Raw genomic sequence first — 26516 nt, forward strand, 5'->3', positions numbered from 1 at the left:
GCCTGGCATGACGCAGACCATTGATACGTTGAGCGGCATTCGCCCGTTGCGTCTTGCCGGGCTGACCCGGCTGCGGCCGGGCCTATTGCTCGCCGGGGTGTTTGTTGCCCTGCTGCTGTTGGCCGCCGTTGTTCCGCAATGGCTGGCCCCCTATGACCCGCTGGAGGCGTCGGCGCGCCTGGCGTTCCAGGCGCCGAGCAACGTGTATTGGCTGGGCACCGATGAGAACGGGCGCGACGTGCTCAGCCGGTTGATTTATGGCGTGCGCTCGTCGCTGTTCATGGGCCTCGCTGCCACCGCGCTGGGATTGGCCTGGGGCACCGTGCTCGGGTTGATCGCCGGCCTTGGTCCGCGTTGGCTGGATGGCGCCCTGATGCGCGGGATCGACGTGCTGCTGTCGTTTCCCGACCTGTTGCTGGCGCTGGTGATCATCACGTTTTTCGGCCAGGGCACGGCCAACCTGATACTCGCGATTGGCATCGCCGGCGTGCCGCGTTATGCGCGGCTGGTGCGGGCGCAAACCCTCAGCGTACGCAACGCCGGCTACGTCGAATCCGCTGTCACCCTCGGCCAATCCCATCTGGCGGTGGTGCTGCGGCACATCCTGCCGAATGCCTTCAAGCCGGTGCTGATCCTCGCCACCATCGGCGTCGGCGGCGCGCTCACCGCCGGCGCCGCCTTGAGCTTCCTCGGCTTCGGCGCACCGCCGCCCGCGCCGGAGTGGGGCGGGATGATGTCCATCGGGCGCAGCTTCCTGGCCAATGCGCCGTGGCTGGTGGCCTGGCCCGCCCTGATCATCACCCTGACCGTTGTCTCCATCAGTGCCATCGGCCGCGAACTCTTGCGCCGCAGCGAAGGAAAGCCCCTATGACGATGAACATCCATACCCTCGGCCCGCTGGTCGATATCCGCGACCTGACGGTCCGTTTCGGCCAGGCCGAGCCGGTGTTGCACGGCGTCAGCCTGCAGTTTCATCGCGGTGAATGCCTGGCGCTGGTGGGGGAGTCGGGCTCCGGCAAAAGCGTCACTGCCCGCACCCTGGCCGGCCTCACCGGCAAGGACGCTCATGTCCAGGCCGCCAAGCTGGCCTTCCAGGGCGTCGACCTGCGCCAGCTCAATGAGCGGGCCTGGCAGCAACTGCGCGGCGCGAGCATCGGCTTTGTGATGCAGGACGCCCTCGGCGCGCTGGACCCGCTACGCCGCGTCGGTGCCGAGATCGAGGAGCCGTTGCACCTGCACACCACGTTGGGTCTGGAAGCGCGCCGCTTGCGGGTGCTGGAGCTGCTGCGGGATGTTGGCGTGCCGGAACCGGAACTGCGCGCCAGCCAATACCCCTGGCAACTTTCCGGCGGTTTGCGCCAGCGTGCGTTGATCGCCTCGGCCATCGCCTGCAACCCACGGCTGATCATTGCCGATGAACCCACCACGGCACTGGATGCAACGGTGCAGGCCCAGGTCATCGCGCTGCTGGAAAGCCTGCGGGGCAAAGACAACGCGCTGCTGATGGTCAGCCATGACCTGTCGGTGGTCTCGCGCCTGGCCGATCGCGTGGCCGTGATGCGCCATGGGGTGATCGTGGAGGAGGGCAGCACCGAGCAGGTCCTGCAAGACCCGCGTCATCCGTATACGCAACTGCTGCTGCGGGCGGCCAAGGCCGTGCACTTCCAGCCCACACGCCGGTTGCTTACGGCAGTTGAACCGGGGCCTGCTCCCGAAGGCGAGGTGCTGCTCGAAGCGCGTGATCTCTCCAAAACCTTTGTTGGTCCCGACGCCAAAACCCGCACGGTGTTGAACCAGGTGTCGTTGCAGCTGCGTCGCGGCGAAACCCTGGGGGTAGTGGGCGAATCGGGCTGCGGCAAGACCACCTTGACCCGCCTGATACTCGGCCTGGAAACCGCCGATGCCGGCGAGGTATGGATCAAGGGCCAGCGCTGGTCCGACCTCGACACCCGGCAAAAACGCGAAGCCCGGCGTGCGGTGCAAGTGGTGTTCCAGGACCCCCTCAGCTCCTTCGACCCGCGCTACACCGTGCAGCGTGTGCTGTTCGCAGCGCTGGTGGTGGCCGGTGTACCGCGTCACGCACGGCGCGACCGCGCACTGGAACTGCTGGAACTGGTGCGCCTCGATGCCAGCGCCTTGTCCCGCCGACCCATCGAACTCTCCGGCGGCCAACGTCAGCGCATCGCGATTGCCCGGGCGTTGGCTTCCGAGCCCCAAATCCTTATCTGCGATGAACCGGTCTCGGCGCTGGACGTGTCGGTACAGGCACAGATTCTGGAGCTGCTCGACGACCTCAAGCGCCGCCTCGGCCTGGCCTGCCTGTTCATCTCCCACGACCTGGGGGTGATCAATCACGTCAGTGAACGCGTACTGGTGATGAAGGCCGGCGAAGTGGTGGAGTCCGGCTCGGTACGCGCCGTGTTCGACCGCCCGGCCCATGCCTATACCCGCGCGCTGATCGACGCGATCCCGACCCTTGAAACCGACTACACGCCAGTCGCGTTCTATCTGAACGTCGCGATCTGACGTATTGGAAAACTTATCTACGAAAGGAGTGCTTCAGGTGCCCAAGCAACTGCACGTGAATTTGTTTGAAATGAACTGCGTCAGTCACATCGTCCATGGTTTGTGGGTGCACCCGGACAACAACCGACACCGCTTCAACGACCTCGACTACTGGACCGAGCTGGCGCAATTGCTGGAATACGGCACCTTTGACGGTGTGTTCCTGGCCGACGTGATTGGCACCTACGACCGTTTTCGTGATGGCCCTGAAACCTCGTTGCGTGAAGGCATGCAGATCCCCAGCAACGACCCGCTGCTGGTGATTCCGGCGATGGCCGGGGTGACTAAAAACCTTGGCTTCGGCGCGACCTTTTCCACCACCTACGAACCGCCGTTTGCCTTCGCCCGCCGCATGAGCACCCTCGATCACCTGACCAAGGGGCGGGTGGGTTGGAACATCGTCACCTCGTATTTGCCGAATGCGGCGCGCAACTTCGGGCACGACAATGAGGTGGTCCATGATCACCGCTACGAGATCGCCGATGAATATCTGGACGTGTTGTACAAACTTTGGGAAGGCTCGTGGGACGACGACGCGGTAATCGTCGACCGCGAGCGCCGGATCTACACCGACCCGGGCAAGGTGCGCTACATCAACCACGTCGGTGAGCACTTCAAGGTCGCCGGCCCCCACCTGTGCCAGCCTTCGCGGCAACGTACGCCGGTGTTGTTCCAGGCCACCGGTTCACCGGCGGGTATCGAGTTTGCCGGGCGGCATGCTGAAGTGGTGTTCACCGGTGGTAACGATGCGCCGGCGGTGCGAGCGAATATCCAGGCCATGCGGCAGAAGGCGGTGGAGCATGATCGCGATCCGGCGGGGTTGAAGTTTATCGTCATGGCCGGGGTGATCGTCGGACGGACTGATGAGGAGGTCAGTGCCAAGCTCGACAGCTACCGCAAGCTGGTGAGTGTCGAGGCCTCCCTGGCTCATGGGCAATCGGCGATCGACTTGACGGCGTATCCTCGCGATACCTTGATCAGTGATCTGGTGAGTCGTCAGGTCAAGGGGTGGGAGAGCTTGAGCCGTTACAAAGCGGGCTCCACTGTGGGGGCGGTATTGGCGCAGTTGGGTGGCTTCAACCGCGAGCGTTTTTTTGTTGCGGGTACGCCGACGGTGGTGGCGGATGCGATTGAGAAATGGCTGGATGAGGATGGGGTCGACGGGATTAATCTTCGGCAGTACCTGTCGTTTGAGACGGCGCGGGATTTTATTGAGTTGGTGGTGCCGGAATTGCGTCGTCGTGGACGGTTTCGTGAGCGTTATAACGAGGGGGAGACTCTGCGGGAGCGGTTGTTTGGGGCTGGGCAGGCGCGGTTGCCGCATGACCATTTTGGCGCGCGTTATCGGGATCCTGCGGCGTTGCTTCAGCCGACGTCGCCGTTGCGGTTTCCATCGTGAGTGGGGTACCTGAAGGCTCACTGCATTTCAGGGCTGCCCGGGTGGAAGACGCGCCGCGGTTGGCGCACATCCATTTGCAGACGTGGCAGGCGGCGTATCGGGAGATTTTGTCCGAGCGTTTTCTCGCTGATCTGAACAACGGTGTGTCCCAGCGCACGGCCTTTCTGGCCCAGGCCATAGCCGGTGGCACATTGTCGGTGTGGGTGGTGGAGCTGGATGGGGAGCTGGTGGCGTGGGCGTCCTTTGGCAGCAGTCGGGATGTGGATGCGTCGTCGGCCACTGGAGAATTGCGTGCGCTCAATCTGTTGCCCGGGATTTGGGGGCAGGGGATTGGCACGCGGCTTTGGGGGCGGGTTCGGGAGCAGTTGGTCGAGGCTGGGTATACGAGTGCGACCGTTTGGGTGGTGCAGAGGAATCGGCGTGCTCTGGGTTTCTATCACGCGCTTGGATTTGTGGCTGAACCGCATACTGAAAAGACTGTGGTGGAACATGATGAGCCGTTGCCGTTGGTGCGCTATCGGGTGCCTTTGGTGGTTTCTGTGGGATGAGGTGGGAGTATCAGTTTTTTTGTGTTCGGGCTGGTTAGGGCCTGCCGCCAGGCAGGCCGTTGGTTTACCAGCTCGGTCTGGTAAATCGGTCTCCGTACAGGATCGCAAATTGATTCATTGCCACTTTCCAGTCGTGTGCCGCGTGGCCCCAGTTGGCTATGATGTTGCGCAACCCAAGCCATATCAGTTTCGTCGCGGCCTCATCAGTCGGGAAGTGCCCTCGAGTCTTGATGATCTTGCGTAACTGGGCATTGATGCTTTCGATGGCATTGGTTGTGTAGACCACTTTTCGGATACCTGCCGGGAAGACAAAAAAGGTATAACCCGATCCCAGGCGCGACGCCATGCAGCAACTACAGTCGGATACTGCTTACCCCAAGGCTCCGCTTCAAAGGCGTTAAGCTCTTGCTCGGCCACATCGGCATTGATTGCCTGGTAGATCGGCTTGAGCGCTTTGGCCAGTGCCCGACGCTTATCCCAAGCGGCATAGTCCAAGCTGTTGCGGATCAGATGCACGATGCAGGTTTGCAGCGTCGTGGCAGGAAAAACCGCTCCCAAAGCCTCCGGTATTCCTTTGAGGCCATCTGTGACGGCGATCAAAACATCTTCTACCCCACGGGTTTTGAGGTCGTTGAAGACCTTCATCCGAAACTTGGCGCCCTCGGTGCTCTCGATCCAGATCCCCAGAATGTCGCGTGTGCCATCGGGTAATACGCCCAGCGCCAGATAAATAGCCTTGTTGCGCACTAACCCCTCGTCCCGGATTTTGACCCGTAGCGCATCAAAGAAGATGACCGGATACATAGGCTCCAAGGGACGCTGCTGCCAGGCGCCGACTTCTTCCATGACTGCATCGGTGACTGAGCTGATGAAGTCATGGGACACGTCGGTTCCATACTGCTCGGACAGAAAAGCGCGGATCTCACGCACCGTAATGCCCCGGGCGGCAATTATTTTGTCGTCGAAGCCTGTAAAGCGGCGTTCGTGCTTGGGGATCAGGATCGGGGCGAAGCTACCATCGCGGTCTCTGGGGATATCCAGACGAAGCGGGCCGTCGTCGGTCAGAACCGTTTTGCCACTCTTGCCATTGCGCTGATTGGTCGACTGCTCAGGGCGCTCCGCGCCCTGAGCATAACCAAGGTGGTGACCAAGCTCGGCCCCCACACGTCCCCGCACGACCTAGCTGTTGCCTGACCAACAGTTGCCACACACATTGTCGTTTTCCCCAATCTCCCGCCCTCCCAATATCCCGTGTTTACGGACCCTGAAACCCGGCATGCCTTGTGCAATAACCCAATTCCCGGACTTTAGGCCTCAGTCATCATGCGAGAACCCGCCCCTTACCCGCGACGATCCAGCCCGTTGCTCAAGCACTCACTCCTAGCCGGCACCGCCGCACTCTGCTACCTGCTGCTCGGCTGTGGCCAAGGCGGCAAAACCGTTGCACGCAGTGACCAGCCGGTAAAGGGCGGCACCCTGGTCTACGCCACCGACCGCGAACCCACCTGTCTCGACCCCCACGTGGCCGGCGACATGCCCCAAGTATTCGTCGCCCAGCAATACCTGGACTCCTTGGTCTCGATGGACGCTGACGGCCGCATCGGCCCCTGGCTCGCCAAGACCTGGGAAGTCTCCCCCGACGGCCTGACCTACACCTTCCACCTGCGTCACGACGTGCACTTCACCGACGGCACCCCGTTCAACGCCGCCGCGGTTAAGGCCAATCTCGACCACATGGCCAACCCCAAGACCCAATCCAGCACCGCAGGCGGCTACATCCGCCAATACCGCAGCACCGACGTGCTCGACGAATACACCGCAGTGGTGCACCTGGCCACGCCTTACGCCGCATTTCTTGAAGTCCTCGCCCAAGGCTTCCTCGGCATCGAGTCCCCCACCGCACTGCTGCGCTCCCGCGACGTGAACTGCGAAAGCCCGGTCGGCAGCGGGCCGTTCAAGGTCGTGCGCTGGGACCGCCAAAGCCAAGTCGAACTGGTGCGCAACCCCGACTACAACTGGGCCCCACCCACCGCCAAACACCAAGGCCCGGCCTGGCTCGACCGGATCGTCTGGAAGTTCATCCAGGAACCTTCCGTACGCTTCGCCTCCTTGCAGGCCGGTGAGGTCGACGTGATCGAAGCCTTGCCCCCCGAATCCCACGAGGCCGCGCGACGCAACCCGGACCTGACCCTGGTGATCGCCCAGCGCCCCGGCAACCCCACCAACGGCACGCTGAACATCACCCGTGCGCCGTTCGATGACTTGCGGGTGCGCGAAGCCTTCGTGCGCAGCTCCGACATCGAGGGCGCGTTGAAGAGCGTGTACTTCAACGAATTCCCCCGCGCCGGTGGGCCGTTGAGCCCGGCCACGCGCTTCTACAGCCCGGAGTTCCAGCACGCCCAGGATTACGACCCGGCCCGTGCCGCGCAGTTGCTCGACCAGGCCGGCTGGACCCAGCGCGACAGCGAGGGCTACCGCACCAAGGACGGCAAGCGCCTGCAAGTCCACGTGGTGATGGGCAACCGCACGCCACCGTCGGAATACACCTTGTGGGAGCAGGTGCAGGCCACCACCCGGCAGGTCGGCTTCGAGCTGATCGTCGACCAGATGAGTGACGTGCAGGCCACCAAACGCCAGGCCGACTGGGACTACGACATTCGCCTCGGCTACTGGAACACCAACACCGCGGACGTACTGCGGATCATCTTTGGCAGCGAGTTCATCCGTCCGGCAGGCGTCGGTGGTTACCACCAGAACACCGCAGGCTTCAGTGATCCAGCCTTCGACACGCTGATCCAGCAGGCCCTCACCACCCAGGACAGCGAGCAGCGCCGGGCCCTGTATTACCAGGCGCAGAAAATCGCTTCCAGCCAGTACCTGCAACTGACCACCTACCCGCAAAGCACGCGGCTGGGTATCTACAAGACCACCCAGGGCGTGCGGCTGGAGCCGTCGCTGGCGGTGACTTATCTCTATGACGCATGGGTGAACAAATGAGCAGTCCATCACTTGCCAACCCACGCCACGAGCGCCTGGCCCGGCTCGGCAAACGTGCGTTGTGGCGCCTTGCCGGCGGCGTGCTGGTGCTCTGGGCGGTGGCCACGCTGACTTTCTTTGCCTTGCGCCTGATGCCTGGTGATCCGGTGCTGGCGATCCTCGGCGGCCCGAGTGGCAACCCCACCGCTGAAACCATCGCTGAAGCCACCCGCGAATACGGCCTCGACAAGCCTCTGGCGATGCAATATGCGCTGTACCTCGGGCGGTTGGTGCAAGGTGACTTGGGGGTTTCCTATTCCCAGCATCTGCCGGTAACCCGGGTCCTCGCGGAGCAATCCTGGCCGACTTTTGAACTGACCCTGACCTCTCTCGCGCTGGCCTGGGTTCTGGTGCTGGCGCTGACGGTATTGACGGCCGGGCGCCGACGCTGGGTTGCCAGCCTGGCCTCGCTCGCCGAAACCCTGGCCGCCGCGTTGCCGCACTTCTGGCTGGGGATTCTGCTGCTGGCTGTGTTTGCGTTCGGCCTGCGGCTGTTCCCGCCGGCGGGCAGTGATGGCTGGCGCACCCTGGTGTTGCCGTCGTTCGCCCTGGCGATTCCGCTGGCCGGGTTTATTGCCCAGGTCACCCGCGAATCCCTGGACCTGACCCTCGACCAACCCTTCATCCTGACCGCCCGCACCCGTGGCTTGAGTGACTTCAACGTGCGCTTCAAGCATGCGTTGCGCCATGCCGTATTGCCGGGCATCTCGCTGTCGGGCTGGGCCATCGGCGCGCTGATCAGCGGCGCGGTGGTGATCGAAGTGATCTTTTCCCGCAAGGGCCTCGGCCGCCAGTTGTACCAGGCGGTGCAGGCACAGGACCTGCCGCTGACCATCGGTATCAGCCTGGTGGTCGCCGCCGGTTACGTGCTCGCCAACATCCTGGTCGACCTGCTGTACCTGTGGGTCGACCCTCGCCAACAGGAGCTTCCAGCATGAGCGGCCTGACCCTGGAAACACCGCTGCCCGCGCTGCGGATTCAGCGCACCACTCGCACGCTGCGCCTCGGCCCGCTGTTGGCGATTACCTTTTTGCTGCTGGTGATTGTCGCGGCGCTGGTGCCGCAGTTGTTCGCCTACAGCGACCCGCTGGCCATCGTGCCCCGCGATGCGTTTCATTCGCCGAGCCTGGCCCACTGGTTCGGCACCGATCAGTCGGGGCGGGATATCTTTTCACGGGTGATCTACGGCACCCGGCAGTCGTTGTTTATCGGTCTGGCGGCCACGGCGATTGCCATGAGCATCGCCATCGTTCTCGGTCTGCTGGGCGGCCTTGGCGGCGCGCGGGTGGACCGTGGCGTGGGTTGGTTGCTGGAAGTGCTGTTTGCGTTTCCGAGCCTGATCCTGGCGCTGCTGTTCGTGGCGATCTTTGGCAGCGGCATCGGCCCGCTGATCGTCGCCACCGGGCTTGGCAGTGCGCCGGGTTACGCACGCATGGTCCGTGGCCAGGTGCTGGCGGTGCGTAACGCGGGCTACATCGAAGCTGCCCGGGCCCTCGGGCATCCGCCGCTGCGCATCATCCTGCGACAGTTGCTGCCGAACGCCATGCGTCCGCTGATCGTGACCCTGACCATGGGCGTGGGCCAGGCGATTGTCTGGGCCTCGGCCCTGAGCTTTCTCGGGCTGGGCGCCCGTCCGCCGGCGCCGGAGTGGGGGACCATGTTGTCCATGGGCCGCGACTTCATCGCGAACGCCTGGTGGCTGACGTTCTTCCCCGGCCTGTTCATCGTCCTCACCACCCTGTCGACCACGGTCACTGGCCGTTACCTGCAACAACGCCTGGAGGGCCGTCTTTCATGAGCGACCAGAAACGCTTGATCGTTGAAGGCCTGTCCATCGAGTTTGCCGGGCAGTCTGTCGTACGCAATTTGTCTTTCACCCTGGAGCCGGGCAAGACCCTGGCGCTGGTGGGAGAATCCGGTTCCGGCAAAAGCGTCACTGCCCGTAGCCTGATCGGCCTGGCCGGCGCGGGCGCAAAGGTCACGGCGCGCACCTTGAGTTACGACGGAGTGGATTTGCTCAGCCTGTCGGAGCGTGGCTGGCGTCGTTTGCGTGGCAATGGTATCGGCTTTGTATTGCAGGACGCACTGGTGTCCCTCGACCCGTTGCGGCCGGTGGGCAAGGAGATTCTTGAGGTGCTGGAGACCCATCGCTGGGGCGACCGTCGCAGCCGTGGTGAACGGGTCATCGAGCTGCTGGACCTGGTGGGCGTACCCGAACCGCAACTGCGTGCCCGCCAGCGTCCCGATCAACTCTCCGGCGGCCTGCGCCAGCGTGCGCTGATAGCCAGTGCGCTCGCGCTGAACCCTGGCCTGGTGATCGCCGATGAGCCGACCACCGCGCTGGATGCCACGGTGCAGGCGCAGATTCTGCAAGTGTTGCAGCAGATCAAGGCCCGTGGCGATTCACTGCTGATCATCAGCCATGACCTGGCGGTGGTTGCGCAATTGGCCGATGAGGTGCTGGTGCTGCGCCACGGTGAAGTGGTGGAGCAGGGGCCGATGGATCAGGTGCTGCTCAATCCCCGCCACACCTACACACGCTCGCTGCTGGATGCGGTGCCCGCCGAACATGCCCGTGGCACACGCTTGTCGCCGGAGCGCAGCAACGCGGTCGCGCAACCACGGCCGGGCCCGGATTCGCCGGTGCTGCTCAAGGCTTCCGGCCTGGGCAAACGGTATGTCGGCCCCGATCAACAGTCACGCCAGGTAGTGGACGGCGTCAGCTTCGAGCTGCGCGCTGGCCGTACGTTGGGCATCGTCGGTGAATCCGGCTCGGGCAAAACCACGGTGGCGCGTATCGCCCTCGGGCTGCTGCAACCGGATGCGGGCGAGGTGCGTTTTCTCGGCCAGCCATGGGCCGCGGCAGGCACCGAACGGGTCGAGGAGAAAACCCGACGCCTGCATCGCCGCGACATCAGCGTGATCTATCAAGACCCGCTGAGTTCGTTCGATCCGCGCTGGACGGTCGGGCAGATTCTCAGTGATGCATTGGACGTCGCCGGTATCGCTCTCGAGCAACAGGCGGCGCGAGTGGCGCAGTTGCTCGACCAGGTACGCCTGGCGCCGCAATTGGCCGAGCGCCGGCCGCTGCAACTGTCGGGCGGGCAACGCCAGCGCGTGGCAATTGCCCGGGCAATTGCCAGCAACCCCAAAGTGATTATCTGTGACGAGCCGGTGTCGGCGCTGGACGTGTCGGTGCAGGCCCAGGTCCTCGATTTGCTAGCTGACCTGCAAGCCTCGCTGGGCCTGGCCTACCTGTTTATCTCCCACGACCTCGGGGTGATTCGCCACGTCAGCGACGAGGTGTTGGTGATGCGCCACGGCCAGGTAGTGGAAAGCGCCAGCGTCGAGACGTTGTTTGAATCCCCTCGACACGAATACACCCAACGCCTGTTGGGCGCCGTGCCGCGCCTGCCCGGCAGCGGTACGCAACTGGTGGTGCCGGCCCTGGAGCCGGAAAACCCCGGCTGGCTGTTTGATGAGTCGCGCCTGTGGAAAATCGCCATCTAGACCTGAATCAAGGAAGTGCCATGAGCAAGTTGTCTGCTATACCCACGCCGCCGGTTGTGACGGTGGCCGAATTGAACGCCCGTGCCGACCGCATCCTGCCGCAGATTGCCGCTGGCGCTGCGCAACGCGAACGCGACCGCCAACTGCCCTATGAGGCCGTGGCGCAGATTGCCAAGGCCGGGTTGTTTACCGTGCGGATTCCCAAGCGGTTTGGCGGCGCCGGTGGTTCGGTCAAGGACGTGATTGCCTTGCTGATTCGCATCGCTTCGGCCGACTCCAACGTGGCCCAGGCATTGCGCCCGGGTTTCGGGTTTGTCGAAGGCCTGCTGGCGTCCCGCGCCGAAGGGGCGGAGGAGGAGCGTGAACGCTGGTTCGAGCGCTACCGGCAAGGCGCCGTGATCGGCAATGCCGGCTGGGAAGTTGGCGGCGCCAACGGTTCCATCAGCGCGCGCATCGTGCGTGACGGCGAGCACTTTCGCGCTTCCGGCAGCAAGTACTACAGCACCGGTTCGCTGTATGCCGATTGGGTCAGCGCGGTGGCCCTGGACGAGAATGACCAGCCTGTCTCCTTCATCCTGCCTCGCGACCGCCAGGGCCTGGAGTTGCTGGATGATTTCGACGCCATGGGCCAGCGCCTGACGGCCAGCGGTACCACCCATCTGCATGATGTGCAAGTGTTGGCGAGCGAGATCCGCACCCGCACCGTCGAAGAGGGCAAGCGCACGATTGTCACGCCGTTCCTGCAAATATTCCTCGCGGCGGTGCTGGCCGGTATTGCGCGCAATGCGCTGAACGATGCGGTGACCTTTGCCAGCGAACATGCACGGCCGATCAAGCACAGCAGCGCCACGCGCTCGGTGGACGACCCATACGTGGAACTGAGCGTGGGCGACGTTTCGGCGCGGGCGTTTACCGCCGAAGCGGTGGTGCTGCACGCGGCGGACTCCATCGACCGCGCCTGGGCTGCGGATCTTGAGGCGGTGGCCGTCGACCAGGCGGCAGTGGATGTGGCCCAAGCGCAATACATCGCGGCGGAATCGGCGCTCAAGGCCGCCGAGCTGGTATTCGACGTAGGTGGAGCCTCCACCACTGGCCGTGCCCACAACCTGGACCGGCACTGGCGCAACGCGCGTACCGTGGCCAACCACAATCCCCGGCACTGGAAAGCCGCGGCCGTGGGCGCCTGGCAACTCAAGGGCACGCCGCCTCCGACCTCGGGGCTGTTTTGAACAAAGCACCAGACCGTAACGTGTCGCACGCCGTGGGCGAGGTGGCTGACGGTCATTCTCGCCGGGTGCCGATGATCATCGGCTGTGCGCTGTTCATGGAACTGATCGACGCCACGGCAGTACTCACGGCGCTGCCGCAGATGGCCCAGGACTTCGGCGAGCCGAGCGTGCGCATGAACCTGGTGGTGTCGCTGTACCTGCTGGCGGTGGCGCTGTTCGTGCCGGTCAGCGGCTGGGCGGCCGACCGGTTCGGGCCGCGCCGGGTATTTATCAGTGCGATCGTGCTGTTCACTTTGGCGTCGGTGGCCTGTGCCTGCTCGGGCTCGCTGCTGCAGTTGTCCCTGGCGCGTTTGGCCCAGGGCGCGGCGGGCGCCATGATGGTGCCGGTGGGGCAGGTGGTCCTGCTGCGCTGGTCGGCGCGGGAAAACCTGCTGCGCGCCATGTCCTACCTGACAGTGGCGGCGCTGGTGGGGCCACTGCTGGGGCCGCCGTTGGGCGGGCTGCTGGTGACGGTGTTGTCGTGGCACTGGATCTTCCTGATCAACCTGCCCATCGGCGTGCTCGGGGTGATGCTGGTGTTGCGCTATATCCCGGATTATTCCGGGGCGCCCGGCCAGCCACTGGACGTTCCCGGCCTGTTGCTCAGCGGTGTGGCGCTGGGCGGGCTGGTGTTCGGTTTCGAGGTGCTGGGCCACGGCCTGTTGCCGCGCCAGTGGGCGTTGCTGCTGATTGGCGGCGGGTTGTTGAGCGCCTGGCTGTATGTCCGGCATGCGCGGCGGACGGCGCACCCGTTGATCGATTTTTCATTGTTGAAAATACCGACCTTCGCGGTGAGCTTCTGGGGCGGCAACCTGATGCGAATCGGCAGTGCGTCACAGCCGTTTTTGCTGGTGCTGCTGTTTCAGCTGTGTTTCGGGCTCAACCCGTTGCAGGCCGGGCTGCTGAGCGTGGCCGGTGGTGTGGGCGCGTTCCTGATGAAGATGCTGGCGGTGCGGATTGTCAGCCGCTTTGGTTTCCGGCGCACCTTGATCAGCAATGCCGTGCTCACCGGTGCAACCATCCTGGCGTGCAGCCTGTTCGAGGTGTCAACGCCTTACTGGATTGTGGTACTGGTGTTATTTGGTAGCGGGATCATTCGCTCGCTGCAATTCAGCACCCTGGGGGCATTGACCTATGCCGACGTGCCGCCGGAGCAATCCAGCCGTGCCAGCAGCCTGTCGGCGATGACCATTCAACTGACCTTGAGTTTGTCGGTGGGCATCGCGGCGGCGTTGCTCGGTTTGATCATGGCCGTGCGCGGGCATGCCACGGTCGAGCAGAGTGATATTGCCTGGATCATGGCGGGTGCCGGATTGCTGTGTGGATTATCCGGGCTGGTTTATCGCAGGCTGTCGCCGCAGGCGGGCTCAGCGATTTATGCAAAACGCGCAGAGGGTATTGGATGATTCGCACGGCACGTCTCGAGGACGCAGGTGACATTGCCTGGGTGCATATTCGCAGTTGGCAACAGGCTTGTCGTGAGCTGATGCCCGCGGATTACCTGGCTTCGCTGGAGGCAACGCAGCCTCGGCGCGAAGCCTTTTGGCGGCAGTCGATCGAGCAGGGAAACGAAGCCGTGTTTGTCGCGCAGGTCGATGGGCGTGTGGTGGGCTGGATTGTCGTCAGCCCGAGCCGTGATGAGGATGCCAATCCAGATGAAACCGGTGAAGTACAGGCTCTGTATGTGCTTGCCGAGCATTGGGGAACCGGTGTGGGCAGGGCGCTGTGGCTCAGGGGGTTGGAACATCTCGCCAGCCTGGGCCTGGAGACGGCGACGTTGTGGGTGCTCGCCGGAAACCGCCGGGCAATACGCTTTTACCAAAACGTAGGATGGATAGCGCAGGCCGAGTCAAGCCGGACCCTCACCCGGGGCGGTTGTGAGTTGGAGGAAATTCGCTATGTAGGAGCGAACTGAGATCGTCCCCACGCTCTGCGTGGGAATGCCGCTCTGGACGCTCCGCGTCCGCTCTTAAAATCGTGACGCAGAGCGTCATCGGATGCATTCCCACGCAGAGCGTGGGAATGATCAGCGTGGGAACGATCTTTTTTGCCTGAAAGCTGCGCGGCCACAGGCGTCATTCAGGAATGTCATTGGCCATGAGCTCGTCTTTTTCATTGTTTCGCACCTGGAATGTCCAACACTTGCCGTCGACGCCGGCGGCTTTTGTGCGGCATTTCATCGGTCATTTCAAAGGGTGGTACCTGGCGATCCTGCTGCTGCAGATTGCTGCGGTGGTGTGTTCGATTCTGACGCCCTGGGGACTGGGGCAGATTACGCGTACCGTCAGCAACGGGCTAGAAGCGGAGCGTGCCTTTGAAGTGCTGCAATGGCCACTGACATTGCTAAGCGCGCTACTGGTGTGCCAGGTACTGTTTACCCGTGCATCCGCAGGCTGCCATATCCACGTTTTGCCGTTGCAGCGGCGCACGGTGACACATGTGGTGTTCGCTTATCTGCAACAGCATTCCCATCGTTTCATCAGCAATGAGTTCGCCGGGGCCCTGGCGCATCGGGTTGCGGAAATTACCCTGGGGGTGAATCAGACCCTGAGCATCTTGTTGTTCGATCTGATCCCGCTGCTGGTGACGCTGAGCCTGGCCACGGCCTTGCTATGGACCGCATCACCACTGTTGGCGTTGTTCATGGCGGGTTGGTCGGTGGCGTTCATCGCCATCTGTTACGTGCTCGCACGCCGCAGCCATCCTCTGGCCCAACAGTATTCGGCAGCGCGCAGCATCAGTACCGGCAAGGTGGTGGATGCGGTCTCCAACCTGGCCAATATCCGTCTGTTTGCGCGACATGCGTTCGAGCACAGTTACCTCGGCACCTTCCTCGACAAGGAGGTGGCGGCTGCCTATCGATCCCTGGGGTACATGGAGAAAATTCGCTGGTTCCAGGCCAGCTGTGGCGTGGTGCTCAAGCTGGGTCTGTTGTTGCTGGCGCTCTACCTGTGGCGCAGTCATCGTATCGACATTGCTGCGTTTGTCATGTCCACCAGCCTTTCGTTGTTGATCATCAGCGATGTCGAAAACCTGTCGCGACGCTTTCTCGAATTTTTCGAAGCCACCGGCAATATCGCCAATGGCGTGCGCACCTTGATTCGCCCCCATGAAGTCATCGACCAACCCGGTGCCAAGGCGCTACAGGTCAAGCGCGGGGATATCGAGTTTCGCGACGTAGGCTTCAGTTACGGCGCCGGCCGGCCGATTTTCGAACACCTGAATATCGTGATTCCCGCCGGCCAGAAAGTCGGCCTGGTGGGCGCCTCGGGTTCCGGCAAGTCGACGTTGCTGAGCCTGCTGCTGCGCCTTTACGACGTGCAGCAAGGCCAGGTGCTGGTGGATGGCAAGGACGTGCGCGACGTCACCCAGCATTCGCTGCACCAGCAGATCGGCCTGATTCCCCAGGAGCCCGGCCTGTTCCACCGCAGCATTCGCGAAAACATCCATTACGGCCGCCTGGATGCCTCGATGGATGAAGTCGCCGAGGCGATCCACCGCGCCGGCGCCAGTGAGTTTATCGACAGCATGGAGCACGGCTACGAATCGCTGGTGGGCGAGCGTGGGGTCAAGTTGTCCGGGGGGCAGCGCCAGCGCATTGCGATCGCCCGGGTGTTGCTGAAGAACGCACCGATCCTGGTGATGGACGAAGCCACTTCCAGCCTGGACTCGATCACCGAGCGCTTTATCCAGGACAAGCTCGACGAAATCATGGAGGACAAGACCGTGTTGGTGGTGGCGCATCGGCTGTCCACCGTGGTCCATCTGGACCGAATCCTGGTGTTCGACAATGGCCGGGTGATCGAGGACGGCAGCCACGAACAGCTGCTGCGTCAGGGTGGGCAATATGCACGCTTGTGGAGTCGCCAGTTCAGCGATGCGGTTCAGATCGACAGGTGCAGCACCCGCTCGTCTTTGGCGCCGGCCAGCGGGCGGCGCTTGTTGACCTTCAGCTCACCCAGGTTGATCAGCAAGGTGCGGGTCGCGTTGCGGCTCAGCCCCAGCAATTCGGCGGTGTGCACCTGGTTGTGGTGGCACAGGCGGTAGGCGGCAGTGAGTAGGCTGCGTTCCACCTGTTCGTGGAGGTTGTCGATCTGTTCCTCGAACAGGCGCTGGAAGGCCAAGTCGAGCAGGTCATGGGCGGTGGTGCTGTCTTCCTGGCGTTCGATACGCAGGTTGGACATGCGCAAGTCATCGGCCTGGATCACGCCGTCACGGCAGATCAGCAAGGTGTGGTGGATGACGTTTTCCAGTTCGCGGATATTCCCCGGCCAACTGTAGGTGGCCAGCCGTTGCTCGGCGTCCTTGCTCAGGATGACCTCGCCATAGCCGAGGCGGCGGGTGTAGGTGTCGATGAAATACTGCACCAGCGGAAGGATATCGCCGGGGCGATCACGAAGCGGGCTGAGTTCGAGGTTGACCACGTTCAGGCGGTAGAACAGGTCCTCGCGAAAATGCCCGGCGTTGATGGCTTTTTCCAACTGCACGTTGGTCGCCGCCAGCACCCGCACATTGATCGGAATAGTTTTGCGCGACCCCAGGCGCACCACTTCACGCTCCTGTAATACCCGCAGCAACTTGACCTGGATCGACATCGGCAGGTCGCCGATTTCATCGAGGAACAGCGTGCCGCCGTTGGCTTCTTCAAACCAGCCAGCCTTGGCGCTGAGGGCGCCGGTGAACGCGCCTTTCTCGTGGCCGAACAGCTCGGCTTCCACCAATGATTCGGAGAACGCGCCGCAATTCACCGCCACGAACGGCTGTGCCTTGCGGCCACTGAGGTTGTGGATATGCCGAGCCACCAGCTCTTTGCCGGTGCCGGTTTCGCCGATGATCAGCACGCTGGCTTCGCTCGGGGCGACTTGTTGCACATGCTTGAGCAAGGCTTTGGACCTGGGGTCTTCAAACACCTGCGCGGTGGCGCGGATGGAGGTGGCAAGGGCGGGCGAGGGCGGTAGGGTCAGCAGTTGCATGGCAGTCTCTACGAATAAAACGTCGGGATGGGCGGGGTACCGTTCAGCGCCCATTCGCCCAGTTCATGAAGCTTGTAGTCCAGCGGGTCATGAAGGCTCTGGGTGCGCAAGTTGCGCCAGTGCCTGTCGAGGGCCACCGAGGCGTTGGTCGCCCGTGCGCCGGTGACCTCGAAGACCTTGCTACACAGCTCCAGGCCGTTGCGGCTGGCGGCGACTTTGGCGGTGGCGATGGCAATGGCAGCGGTGCCGCGTTCCTCGCTGGTCAGCGCGGAACCCTTGGCCCATGCCGCGTCCAATACCTCACCTGCGCGCTCCACCAACAGGCGGGTGCTTTGCAGGGCCACCCAGAAATCGCCGTAGTGGCTGAGGATGTAGGGATCCTGGGTGGCGTCGCTGGCGCTGGAGTGGAACCACGGGCGGGCTTCTTCCAGGGTGTATTGACGCGCCTCTTCGAATGCGCCCTCGGCGATGCCGAGGAAGATATTCGCGAAGTGCAGTTGCGCAATCAGCGGACTCTTCCACGCGTACGCGCTTGAAAGTCACGCTGCCGCTGTCAGTCAGGCGCTGGCCCATATTGTTCCAGTCGTTGTGCAGGATGATCCCGCTGCGGGCGCTGGGAATCGCCGCGATCAGCAACTTGCCGCCAGCTGTTTCATCGATGGCCGAGGCGATCAGCATCTCCGAGTCGTTGGCGCCGGAGCAGAAGTTCTTCTGCCCCGAGAATTCCCGCCAGCCACTTTGGCGCTTGACCACCGTGCGGGTGTCCAGCGGGTTCAGGGTGTTACCCCAAAACCAGTTGTTGCTGGCCGTCAGGCTGAACCAGGTTTGCCATTGTGCGGGCGTGGCGAACAACCGGACGGTGGCGAGCATCAGGTGATGAAAGCCGAATACGTGGGCGATGGAGCTGTCGACCCGGGCGAATTCGCGCACCACTTCGAAGGTTTCCGACCAGTTGGCATCCATCCCGCCGAATTGCCCGGGAAGGCTCAGGGACAACAGGCCGCTGCTGCGCAGCTTGTCGCGTTCGGCTTTGGGTGTGCCGCCGCAGGCATCGCGGTCGACGGCGGTGCGGGCGAATTCGCTCGCCAGGTCACGGGCAATCTCCAGCGGCGTCCTGCGGGTGCAGAGTAAGTTGACCGTCACGCGTGAATACCTCGTTGCTTAATAGTCGAGCGTGTTTGAGTGGGTTTATTCAACCGTTGATAGAGCAAGAGCCATACCAAGTAAAAATACGCTGGAAACTTGCGGATCCTTGTTTACGGGCCGGGCCGACTATTATCAAAAGCACACTTTTGTTGCGCAGGTGTTGGGTTTCGGACAGTTGTGCCAAGGCCCGCGTGGCCTGGCGCCGGTTATGCTTTTATCGGTTAAGCATATAAGTAATTTGTCTTTTTAACGGTTGTTGGGAATCGAACATTTCGCCAGCAAAGTGTTGCGCCTGTGCCGATTAAATACGGTTGTGGTCCCGGGTTTGTTGATGTTTTGAAGTGGCACGAACCCTGCAAAGTTGGATTCAGAGCGCGACTATACAAATAGATGCTCCAACTAATTAGAGACCCCAGGAGTATTTAATCCATGCGGCAACTGTTTGAACCACGCGCTCGTCGTTTTGAGTCACTGGCTACGGCGTCCAGCCTTGGCGTGCTGTTGATGGTGATACACGGCGCGGCTTTTGCGGCCCAGACCGACCCGACCCTGGCCACGGTGGTGGTCACCGGTGCCGAAGCCACCGAAGCGCAAAAGGCCGAGAAGCAACTGGCCAAGGTGCCCGGCAAAACCGCGGTGATCGACAACCGCAAAATCGAGCAGGGCCGGGCGGCGAATGCCGAGGACGTGCTGGCGTTGCAACCGGGAGTATTCGCCCAGGCCACCAGCGGCTCGGGCGCCAACAAGATTTCGATCCGTGGTTCGGGCCTCAACACCTTCTATCAAGGCTATGTGCTGGGGATCAAATTCCTCTACGACGGCCTGCCGTTGACCGGCCCAGGCGGCACCCAGGAAGACATGCTGGACATGGCCTCCGTGGACCACACCGAAGTGCTCTACGGCGCCAACGCCTTCCGTTATTCGGCCTTGTCATTGGGCGGCGCCGATCAACTTCGTGAGCAAGACCGGCCGCACCGATCCGGGCAACTACGCACGCTTCGAAGCCGGCAGCTTCGGCTACCGCAAGCAGCAACTGAGCACCGGTGGTGTAGAGGGGGACAACGACTACTACGTCAGCATCCAGCATAACGAGCGCGACGGTTATCAGGACAATACGCCGAACAAAGGGCAGGGGATCGTCGCCAACTTCGGCCACGTGTTCAGCCCGCAACTGGAGACGCGCTTCTACATTCGCTACAAGGAAGAGACCCTGAGCCAGGGCAACACGCTGACCAAATACCAACTCAAGCACGACCCCACGAGCAACCTCGTGCCCATCGGGCGCAAGAAGGACGGTTCGACCCTGCTGGGCAGCACCACCACCTACACCTTCGACGACAATTCCAAGCTCGAAGTCGGCCTGGGCTACAACGATTACCCGCTGGACAACGGCTGGCGTTACTCGCCAACACCCCAGGAATGGCGCTCCCAGGACGTCAACCTGACCCTGCGCTACCTGCGCACCGCAGACACCTTCTTCGGCCTGCGCAGCGACAGCAGCGTGACCTTCAGCAATACGCTGGCGTATCTGGCCGATGTGAAATCCCACAGCAAGGCAACCGGCATCACACAGCAGAAAACCAACTACACCGGCTCTCGGGACACGGTGTTTTCCCTTGGCAACGAACTGCAACTGAATGACCGTACGTGGCTGTCCACCGGGCTGTCGCTGATTGATATCAAGCGCAAGGCTCAGATCGAATACAGCACCAGCACCAATACCAGCGCGTTTCCCAGTGGCGTCGAATACGACGAGACCGACGTCGCCCCGCGCATCGGCCTGCGCTACCAGCTGACTCCGGAATTCGAAGTGTTCGGCAACGTCAGCCGCTCGGTGGATCCACCCGTTACCTGGCAGTTGGGCAGCACCGGCACGCCCTATATTCGCGATGTGCGGCCGCAAAAAGCCAACACCGTGGAGTTTGGTATTCGTGGCGGCCACGGCATTTTCGACGGCAGCCTGACGGTCTACCGGTCGTGGGTGCAGAAAGAACTGTTGTCGGTGGTGGTGCGCCAGGCAACCGCCACCCAGGACCAGTTGGTGGCCACCTCCAATGGCAGCGCAACCATTCACCAGGGCATCGAAGCCGGCTTGAATGCGCAACTGTGGGACGGCGGCAATGGCGACACCGTGACCCTGCGCCAGGCCTACACCTTTAACGACTTCCACTACCGCAATGATGGGGTGTTCGGCGACAACCAGTTGCCGGGCTTGCCGAGTCAGGTCTACCAGGCGGAGCTGGAGTATCGCCAGGGCAGCGGTTTCTACGCGCAGCTCAACGCCAGGGCGGCGTCCAGCTATTACGTCGATTTTGCCAACTCCTTGAGTGCGCCGTCCTATACGTTGTGGGGGGCCAAGTTGGGCTACGAGGCCCCGAGCAAGAAGTGGGAGGTGTTCGTCGATGCGCGCAACCTGACCAACAAACGCTACGCCACGGCCACCAACACCGCGTACGACGCCAAGGGCCAGGACTCGGCCAACTTCTATGTGGGTGATGCGTTTAACGTGACCACGGGGGTAGCCCTCCGCTTCTGACCTGACGCAACGCGCCTGTTGGGTTGGCAGGATTTTTGCAAGGTCGTATTATCAGATTGGCGGGTCTTTAGGAGCCCTTGAGCAGGCCCCAGACCAGGTCGCGCGGAAGAAGATAATCAACAGCCAGACGACGGCGTGTTTGATGGATTCGAAGGGAGAGGCAATAAGATTCATGGCCAGACTCTTCGACAAGGCATTAAATAGATGGTAGCGATGCACTTTTTGTCAGGTGGCCTGCGGTGTATTTCGATTCCTCTGTTTAATGCCGTGGGCTTCGTCACCGCTCTGAACGGCAATCGACCAGCCCGGGGCGAAGCGCACTCGAGTCTGGACAGCGATTCGTTGTTCGAGGTTATTGGTACGGTTCCTGGCCTGATCAACCGCGTCTCAGCGAAAGATGTAGGCCAAGCAGGTAATCTACTTCCATGATGAAAACCTCCCACATGCTGTCCCTCGCGTTCGCGCCTGTTGATCTGGATGCCCATCTCGACGTTTGCCAGCGCTTTCGACTCGACGCGCATGCTTGCGCTTTCGGTTCGGCAGGGCTGTATCACAGCCTCAACTACGGGGCCGAGGGTTACGCCGCCTGGTTGCGGCAGATGGCGATAAACCTGCCGGGTTGCCTGGTGCATGTATGGCGTAATGACGAAATCATTGGCCAGATCGAAATGGGCAGGGTGGCGAGCGACCCCTCGATTGGTTACGTTAACTTCTTCTATCTTATTCCCGAACTGCGAGGGCAGGGACTGGGTGCGTTGCTTGAAGCCTACGCCTGGTCCTTTCTGAGCCGGTTGGGTTGCCAGTCCTTGCGGTTGTCCGCCAGTCCCACCAACGTGTCGGCATGGAGCTTTTATCGCCACAGCGGATGGCAGGATCTAGGACTGCATGAGAACAGCTGCGATGTTCACCTGCTGCATAAGCACGCAGATAGCGATGCTGTGGGCTCGCCTTTGGTGATCAACCCGGACGACTATCTGGAAACCGAATTCGGCAGGGAGTTTTCGGCCGAGCGCAACCGCCAGGCGTGGGAGCTGGCGTATGCCCGGTTGAGCGACGAGCTGTCGAAAGCCTCGCGAGGGGCGCATGTTTATCTGGTGATGGGCGTGCAGGGCGCGGGTAAATCGCGCTGGGTGTCGGAGAATCTGGGCAGGCTTGGTCATCACGCGATCGTTTTCGATGCGGCATTACCTGCGCGGCGCCACAGGGAACGGGTGCTTGGCGTTGCCCGCGAACATCACGTGCCGGTCATCGCTATCTTCGTGAAGACTTCTCTTAACCTGGCGTTGTCACGCAATGCCCGACGCAGCGCTGACAAACGAGTGCCAGAGGATGCGGTGAACAGTGTATTCGGCCTGCTTGAACCTCCCACAGAAAGCGAAGGGTTTATATGGGTGCAAACCATAGAACAACAGGCAAGCTTACCCACGACGCTACAGACCGCGCGGTTAAAACTGGTGGCGCCCGATGTCGGATTTGCTGAAAAGCTTGCAGATGCGCTGAACGCCAGCTACGAACTGCACCGTGACTTCCTGGTGTGGAGCAGGCCTCATTTTACGTTGGAGGACGCACGAGAAAGCCTCAAGCGCGTGTCTGAAGACTTCTGCACCGCCGATGCGAAGAAACGATATTTCCTCCTGCAGCGAGACGACGATCAGTCACTGGTGGGGTGTATTTGGGTCAGTCCAATCGCAGACCAGAGCCATGGTTTCGAAATTGGCTATTGGGTGAGCCAAAACCACGCCGCCCGCGGGCTAATGAAAGAGGCATTGACGGCGCTAGTATCGAGGCTTTCAGGTCATCCGCTGCGTTTGATAACATCATCGGCCAACATCCCCAGTCAGAAACTGGCCGAAGCGGCTGGATTTGAGCGTGTCGAAATAATCCTGGGTGCGCGGGTTTCAGGAAGGCATGGCGTGTGCGACGCACTGGTTTATGAGCGGGAGGCGAGGTGACTCATTCGGCTGATATGTCTGATTTCGAGGAGAGAATCATCAAGGCGTTATCGATTGTGCGCCCCAGTTTGGGATAGCGCATACGCCGTGACCTCCCGTAGCAAAGCCACGCGCACGGACGTCGCGCCCTCGGCATCGACCGTGCTCAGCGCGGCAGGCGGCTCATAAGTATCGTCATCGCGGGCTGCCTTTTCCAGGTATCCACGGAGTTGGTTCATTGGCCCTGTCGTGGTTTTTCGCGTCATAATTCAGAGGCATGGGGATTTTTCTGCGCTCAGAAAAGGGCTCAACTCACGTTGGGCCCTGTGAATCGTTTGCAGCGGTGAGATAATGATCAAACTCCATCGTTCATGCATCGTGAGTCATCCATTACCGTCTGTTTCAGTTGCTGCTCCAGGTTGAGTACATACTCCGAGGCGCTTCGGGCGTGACCACTGGCGCGAAAGATCGCGCGTTTGTCAGCCTTGAGCAGGCCGAGCCAGGAGTCGATGTAGCCCTCGTGCCGCAGCTCCCCCTGTATACCGGCGTAGGCACATAAAAACGCAGCACCCATTTCGGCGATCAACTCCTCAAACGCGTAGCCTGGCGAGCCGAACGGACAGGCTGACGTCACGCCTTCGCGCTGCAACCGAGTGTGATGCCCGGTCCAGTGCGTCAGCTCGTGCAGTGCGGTGGCGTAGTACCCACCTTCATCGTGAAATTGCGCTTTTGTCGGCAGTTGGATGAGATCCCCAACCGGAAGGTAAAAGGCTTCGTCGGTAGGCCGATGAACGATTTGTGCACCCGAACGTAACAGTAGACTTTCCGCAGAGCTGTTGGCCTGGAAGGGATCACTCGGTTCCGTCTCGAACAGGGTTTCATTGAGCGCTTCGAGCCCCTCCGTTTGCTCGAGGTTGAATAGAAAATGCGTCCGGAGAATGCCAAAGTGAGCGACCTTGGGCTGACCGTTTTCATCGAGTACGGGTTGGCCTGACTCGGTCTGTTCCTCGCGCTCCATCGGCTTGTAGAGCACCGCCAGAGTGCTGTGCTCACCCTTGCGGATGTGCCCACCGGCTTTTTTGGCCTGGTTGAAGGTCAGCCAACGATCTTGAGTGAACCCCTGCAACCTGGCCTCGGCCCAGAGCAGCGGTAAATTGATGCCCGAATAGGGACGCCGCGTAATGGCGTTAATGGGGTAGGGGTGATGATGACCGACGTGAGCTGAGCCACTTGAGGACCAGGGTTTGATCCAGGGGGCTACGCCTTGTTCCAAAGCGGTAACGATCTTGTCAGTCACGTCTTGGTAGATATCGCGCATGGCATTTTCCTCGAGAGAAAACGGGGGAACGCCTTGCCCGTCGGGGAGGGTTCCCCGGTAAGTGATGGGTTGGATTGATGCAGGACTTGCATACTGTCCGAATGTGGATTTTGAGTGCCGAGTACGGTTATGTGCGTTTAGCGTTGGCCTCTCCTGCAAGCGCTATCAGTAAGGCGTCAGGCTGGTCCGGCCCTTGGAGCAGGCTGAGACTCAATTGCAGCAACGGATCGTGGTGTAAGTGATCTGTTGGTTGAATGTTTACTACCTTGAACAGTACATAGGGCTCGTGTGGAGAGGCGAGGTGAGCCTCGAAGGCTGCGCGCAATACGTGGCTCAGCCGATCGATCTGCAGCTTCTCAGGAGGACCTGAGAGTTCGAGCAGAACTGCGCGTTGCCAAGCGCCAGGAGTGAACACGATGGGCAACCGAAGGGTGTTCAGTGCTTCCGGTGTAAGTGAGTCGGACATGGTGTGCCTCCGTTGAAAGCGCGAAGAAACCTGTCCCGTGGGGGAAAGAACTTCCCCGCGGTGGGTTGAAGAAAAACAAGAAGGTTTGCCTGACGAACAGAGCTCGAAAGGCGCTCATGAGAGCAGTAGGCGTTCATCACCGTAGCAACGGTCACCGTGCGAGCCACCGAACGCTAATCGCACTTGGGGAGAACCATCATCGAAGTAACGTAGCCTTGAAGGTTCTGGCTACCTGGGAAAGTGCTGTCGATAACAGCGATCCGTACCTCGGGTTTAGCCGAGCTGTTCGTGAATAGCAACGAGATAAACCAACGCGTTAGACGAACTGAGTCTACTGAAAGCCAGCCTTGTTTTTTCGACCGGATTGACTGACAAACGGTTAGGCTTGGAGCGCTACCGGCAAGCTTCTAAAGGGCGTAATACTAGGGTGATGATGTTCAATGAAGTTGTATGAAAATGTGGTTATCGGAAATTTTCTCTACGGGTTGGGGTTCGCTCTTGGTTCACAGCTGAGATCCGGTCAGTTACCAAGCATGGTGAACTTGCTTCAACAAACGCCAGACGATAAACGATTGGGGGATTTGCTGATGGCATTCCCTGGCACAGTACGTTTGATCGAGTTTAAGACTGAGGCTAACAAGTCAAAAAAAGAGGCTGGTCGTCACCAGTTTCTATCTAGAATTTTTTCCGAAAAATTGGACGAATTGCCTGACCTGCCAGGTACCTCGCGGCGGGTGCATTGGTACATCGAAACGGCGCCTCTTCCCAGCGCTGCACTGTCGGCACGCATTGAGCCCTATCTCGATGCGTTTGGCGAAGGCGCCAGGCAACGGCCTAAGTCAAGCGAGAGGTTCCAAAATTTTATCGAGGAGCTGGCTGCTGGCATTCTGCAACGCAGATCGGCTGAGATCACAAGGGCTGAGCGCGACTACATCGATCTGGTGCGGCTTGCTCAAGGGCCAGAGGAGACCGGAACAGGCGGATTGGTGCTGGTGGCCGGCAGCGGTGGAGGTCTGCATTTCGCCGCCTTACAGGATTTGATGGATTTGAACCTGTCCCACAAACAATGGATCGAGTACAGCCAGGAGCGATATCTTTCCCTTCAGAGAGAGATGAAGCAACCAGATCACGAGATGCCCGATCTAAAAGGTCCAACTTTAGGAAGATATTGATGGCCGGAACAAGTCAAGAGCAAGCGCACGATCGAAATTTTCAGGCCCTCTTTGGCGCGGCTCGCAAAGTTCTCGAAGCTGTAGAGATCGATGAGAGCAAGTCTCGACGGGCTACTGATGCGTTGCGTGAGCTGCAGGATAGCGTCGAAAAGAAGCTGGTTCGACTGGAGGCGGGCGTCAAACAGAGCATCGAGAGTTCTGCACAGTCAACTGCGAATCAAGCCGCTGAGCTGTTGAGCAAGAGATTCACGGAGGCAGATGCTGCCGCTCAGCGGGCTGCTGAACTGTACAACATGGCAGCAAAGAAATTGAATAGCAGGCGTTGGCTCTACTTCCTGTCGGCGCAGGCTACGATCCTTACATTGGTAGTAGTGTCTCTCTATCTGTGGGTGCCGTCGTTAGACGAAATAAAAGCGCGTCGAGGCGAGGTGGCGAGGCTGGACGAATTAGGCAGTCGGGTTGAGTGGTCGAAATGCAATGTTGGGAATGGTCAGACGCGCGATTGCATACGCACGGACGAATCGGAGCATGCGGACTTTTTCGAAGACCGCACAAAAAAGGGCAAGACCTATCGCATACCGAAAGGTTACTAGCCGTTTACGGGTCCTATTCTTGGCGGATTAGGATATGGGGGCTGTTTTCAACGCG

At 61.1% G+C, this 26516-nt stretch carries 19 protein-coding genes and 4 pseudogenes; 17 read left to right on the forward strand and 6 right to left on the reverse strand.

What is annotated here, in order from left to right; all coding sequences use genetic code 11:
- Positions 1–7 precede the first annotated feature (7 nt).
- The 4 genes from J1N02_RS23420 to J1N02_RS23435 are packed head-to-tail and all read left to right on the forward strand — an operon-like array spanning position 8 to position 4512.
- The gene (locus tag J1N02_RS23420) at positions 8–871 is read left to right on the forward strand and encodes an ABC transporter permease (RefSeq protein WP_421147795.1); all 864 of its coding nucleotides are present in this window, start codon (positions 8–10) and stop codon (positions 869–871) included.
- Positions 868–2526: a dipeptide ABC transporter ATP-binding protein gene (locus J1N02_RS23425; RefSeq protein ID WP_421147796.1), complete on the forward strand. Its 1659-nt coding sequence runs from the start codon at positions 868–870 to the stop codon at positions 2524–2526. The genes J1N02_RS23420 and J1N02_RS23425 overlap by 4 nt, the downstream gene beginning before the upstream one ends.
- A 37-nt stretch (positions 2527–2563) precedes the next feature.
- Positions 2564–3964: an LLM class flavin-dependent oxidoreductase gene (locus J1N02_RS23430; RefSeq protein ID WP_421147797.1), complete on the forward strand. Its 1401-nt coding sequence runs from the start codon at positions 2564–2566 to the stop codon at positions 3962–3964.
- A 41-nt stretch (positions 3965–4005) separates the two neighbouring features.
- Positions 4006–4512 (forward strand): GNAT family N-acetyltransferase, encoded by a 507-nt coding sequence (locus tag J1N02_RS23435; RefSeq protein ID WP_421147798.1) that lies wholly within the window; start codon positions 4006–4008, stop codon positions 4510–4512.
- A gap of 64 nt (positions 4513–4576) precedes the next feature.
- On the opposite strand, the pseudogene J1N02_RS23440 reads toward J1N02_RS23435, so the two are convergent.
- Positions 4577–5676, reverse strand: a pseudogene (locus J1N02_RS23440) (IS256 family transposase); the annotation flags it as partial.
- Positions 5677–5835: 159 nt separating this feature from the next.
- On the opposite strand from J1N02_RS23440, the gene J1N02_RS23445 reads away from it, so the two are divergent.
- From J1N02_RS23445 to J1N02_RS23480, 8 genes and pseudogenes are all read left to right on the forward strand, one after another.
- A complete protein-coding gene (locus tag J1N02_RS23445) occupies positions 5836–7509 on the forward strand; it encodes an ABC transporter substrate-binding protein (RefSeq protein ID WP_421147799.1) in 1674 nt (557 codons plus the stop codon).
- Complete coding sequence (locus tag J1N02_RS23450) at positions 7506–8486, forward strand: ABC transporter permease (protein ID WP_421147800.1); 981 nt, start codon at positions 7506–7508, stop codon at positions 8484–8486. Before J1N02_RS23445 ends, J1N02_RS23450 begins: the two co-directional genes overlap by 4 nt.
- The gene (locus tag J1N02_RS23455; RefSeq protein ID WP_076016009.1) at positions 8483–9346 is read left to right on the forward strand and encodes an ABC transporter permease; all 864 of its coding nucleotides are present in this window, start codon (positions 8483–8485) and stop codon (positions 9344–9346) included. Before J1N02_RS23450 ends, J1N02_RS23455 begins: the two co-directional genes overlap by 4 nt.
- Entirely contained in the window at positions 9343–11058 is a 1716-nt protein-coding gene (locus J1N02_RS23460) for a dipeptide ABC transporter ATP-binding protein (RefSeq protein WP_421147801.1), read from the forward strand. The genes J1N02_RS23455 and J1N02_RS23460 overlap by 4 nt, the downstream gene beginning before the upstream one ends.
- 20 nt (positions 11059–11078) lie before the next feature.
- Positions 11079–12287, forward strand: a complete 1209-nt coding sequence (locus J1N02_RS23465) for an acyl-CoA dehydrogenase family protein (RefSeq protein ID WP_421147802.1) — start codon at positions 11079–11081, stop codon at positions 12285–12287.
- Positions 12284–13732 (forward strand): MFS transporter, encoded by a 1449-nt coding sequence (locus tag J1N02_RS23470; protein ID WP_421147803.1) that lies wholly within the window; start codon positions 12284–12286, stop codon positions 13730–13732. The genes J1N02_RS23465 and J1N02_RS23470 overlap by 4 nt, the downstream gene beginning before the upstream one ends.
- Positions 13729–14241 carry a GNAT family N-acetyltransferase gene (locus J1N02_RS23475; RefSeq protein WP_421147804.1) on the forward strand — a complete coding sequence of 171 codons (513 nt, stop codon included), beginning with the start codon at positions 13729–13731 and terminating at the stop codon, positions 14239–14241. The genes J1N02_RS23470 and J1N02_RS23475 overlap by 4 nt, the downstream gene beginning before the upstream one ends.
- A gap of 182 nt (positions 14242–14423) precedes the next feature.
- Positions 14424–16211: pseudogene (locus J1N02_RS23480) on the forward strand (ABC transporter ATP-binding protein); the annotation flags it as partial.
- On the opposite strand, the gene J1N02_RS23485 reads toward J1N02_RS23480, so the two are convergent.
- A complete protein-coding gene (locus J1N02_RS23485) occupies positions 16211–17299 on the reverse strand; it encodes a sigma-54 interaction domain-containing protein (RefSeq protein WP_421147805.1) in 1089 nt (362 codons plus the stop codon). The pseudogene J1N02_RS23480 and the gene J1N02_RS23485 sit on opposite strands and share 1 nt — an antisense overlap.
- An 8-nt stretch (positions 17300–17307) precedes the next feature.
- Positions 17308–18442: pseudogene (locus J1N02_RS23490) on the reverse strand (acyl-CoA dehydrogenase family protein).
- Positions 18443–18874: 432 nt separating this feature from the next.
- Here J1N02_RS23490 and J1N02_RS23495 point away from each other — a divergent pair.
- Both J1N02_RS23495 and J1N02_RS23500 read left to right on the forward strand, forming a co-directional pair.
- Positions 18875–19534, forward strand: coding sequence for a TonB-dependent receptor plug domain-containing protein (locus J1N02_RS23495; RefSeq protein WP_421147806.1), 660 nt, complete (start codon positions 18875–18877; stop codon positions 19532–19534).
- A gap of 67 nt (positions 19535–19601) precedes the next feature.
- Complete coding sequence (locus tag J1N02_RS23500) at positions 19602–20981, forward strand: TonB-dependent receptor domain-containing protein (protein ID WP_421147903.1); 1380 nt, start codon at positions 19602–19604, stop codon at positions 20979–20981.
- A 93-nt stretch (positions 20982–21074) separates the two neighbouring features.
- On the opposite strand, the pseudogene J1N02_RS23505 reads toward J1N02_RS23500, so the two are convergent.
- A pseudogene (locus J1N02_RS23505) lies at positions 21075–21155 on the reverse strand (MotA/TolQ/ExbB proton channel family protein); the annotation flags it as partial.
- Positions 21156–21406: 251 nt separating this feature from the next.
- Here J1N02_RS23505 and J1N02_RS23510 point away from each other — a divergent pair.
- Positions 21407–22933, forward strand: a complete 1527-nt coding sequence (locus tag J1N02_RS23510) for a GNAT family N-acetyltransferase (RefSeq protein ID WP_421147807.1) — start codon at positions 21407–21409, stop codon at positions 22931–22933.
- A gap of 334 nt (positions 22934–23267) precedes the next feature.
- Here the strand turns inward: J1N02_RS23510 and J1N02_RS23515 are convergent, their stop codons facing one another.
- Together J1N02_RS23515 and J1N02_RS23520 are read right to left on the reverse strand one after the other, a co-directional pair.
- Complete coding sequence (locus J1N02_RS23515; protein ID WP_421147808.1) at positions 23268–24230, reverse strand: ArdC family protein; 963 nt, start codon at positions 24228–24230, stop codon at positions 23268–23270.
- A 127-nt stretch (positions 24231–24357) separates the two neighbouring features.
- Positions 24358–24696, reverse strand: coding sequence for a hypothetical protein (locus J1N02_RS23520; protein ID WP_011334429.1), 339 nt, complete (start codon positions 24694–24696; stop codon positions 24358–24360).
- A 440-nt stretch (positions 24697–25136) separates the two neighbouring features.
- Between J1N02_RS23520 and J1N02_RS23525 the strand changes: the two genes are divergently transcribed.
- Together J1N02_RS23525 and J1N02_RS23530 are read left to right on the forward strand one after the other, a co-directional pair.
- Positions 25137–25868 carry a hypothetical protein gene (locus J1N02_RS23525; RefSeq protein WP_011334428.1) on the forward strand — a complete coding sequence of 244 codons (732 nt, stop codon included), beginning with the start codon at positions 25137–25139 and terminating at the stop codon, positions 25866–25868.
- Positions 25868–26461 (forward strand): hypothetical protein, encoded by a 594-nt coding sequence (locus tag J1N02_RS23530; protein WP_011334427.1) that lies wholly within the window; start codon positions 25868–25870, stop codon positions 26459–26461. The genes J1N02_RS23525 and J1N02_RS23530 overlap by 1 nt, the downstream gene beginning before the upstream one ends.
- Positions 26462–26516: the final 55 nt, after the last annotated feature.

The organism is Pseudomonas sp. NFX5 (assembly GCF_049132125.1).
Lineage (GTDB): Bacteria > Pseudomonadota > Gammaproteobacteria > Pseudomonadales > Pseudomonadaceae > Aquipseudomonas > Aquipseudomonas marginalis.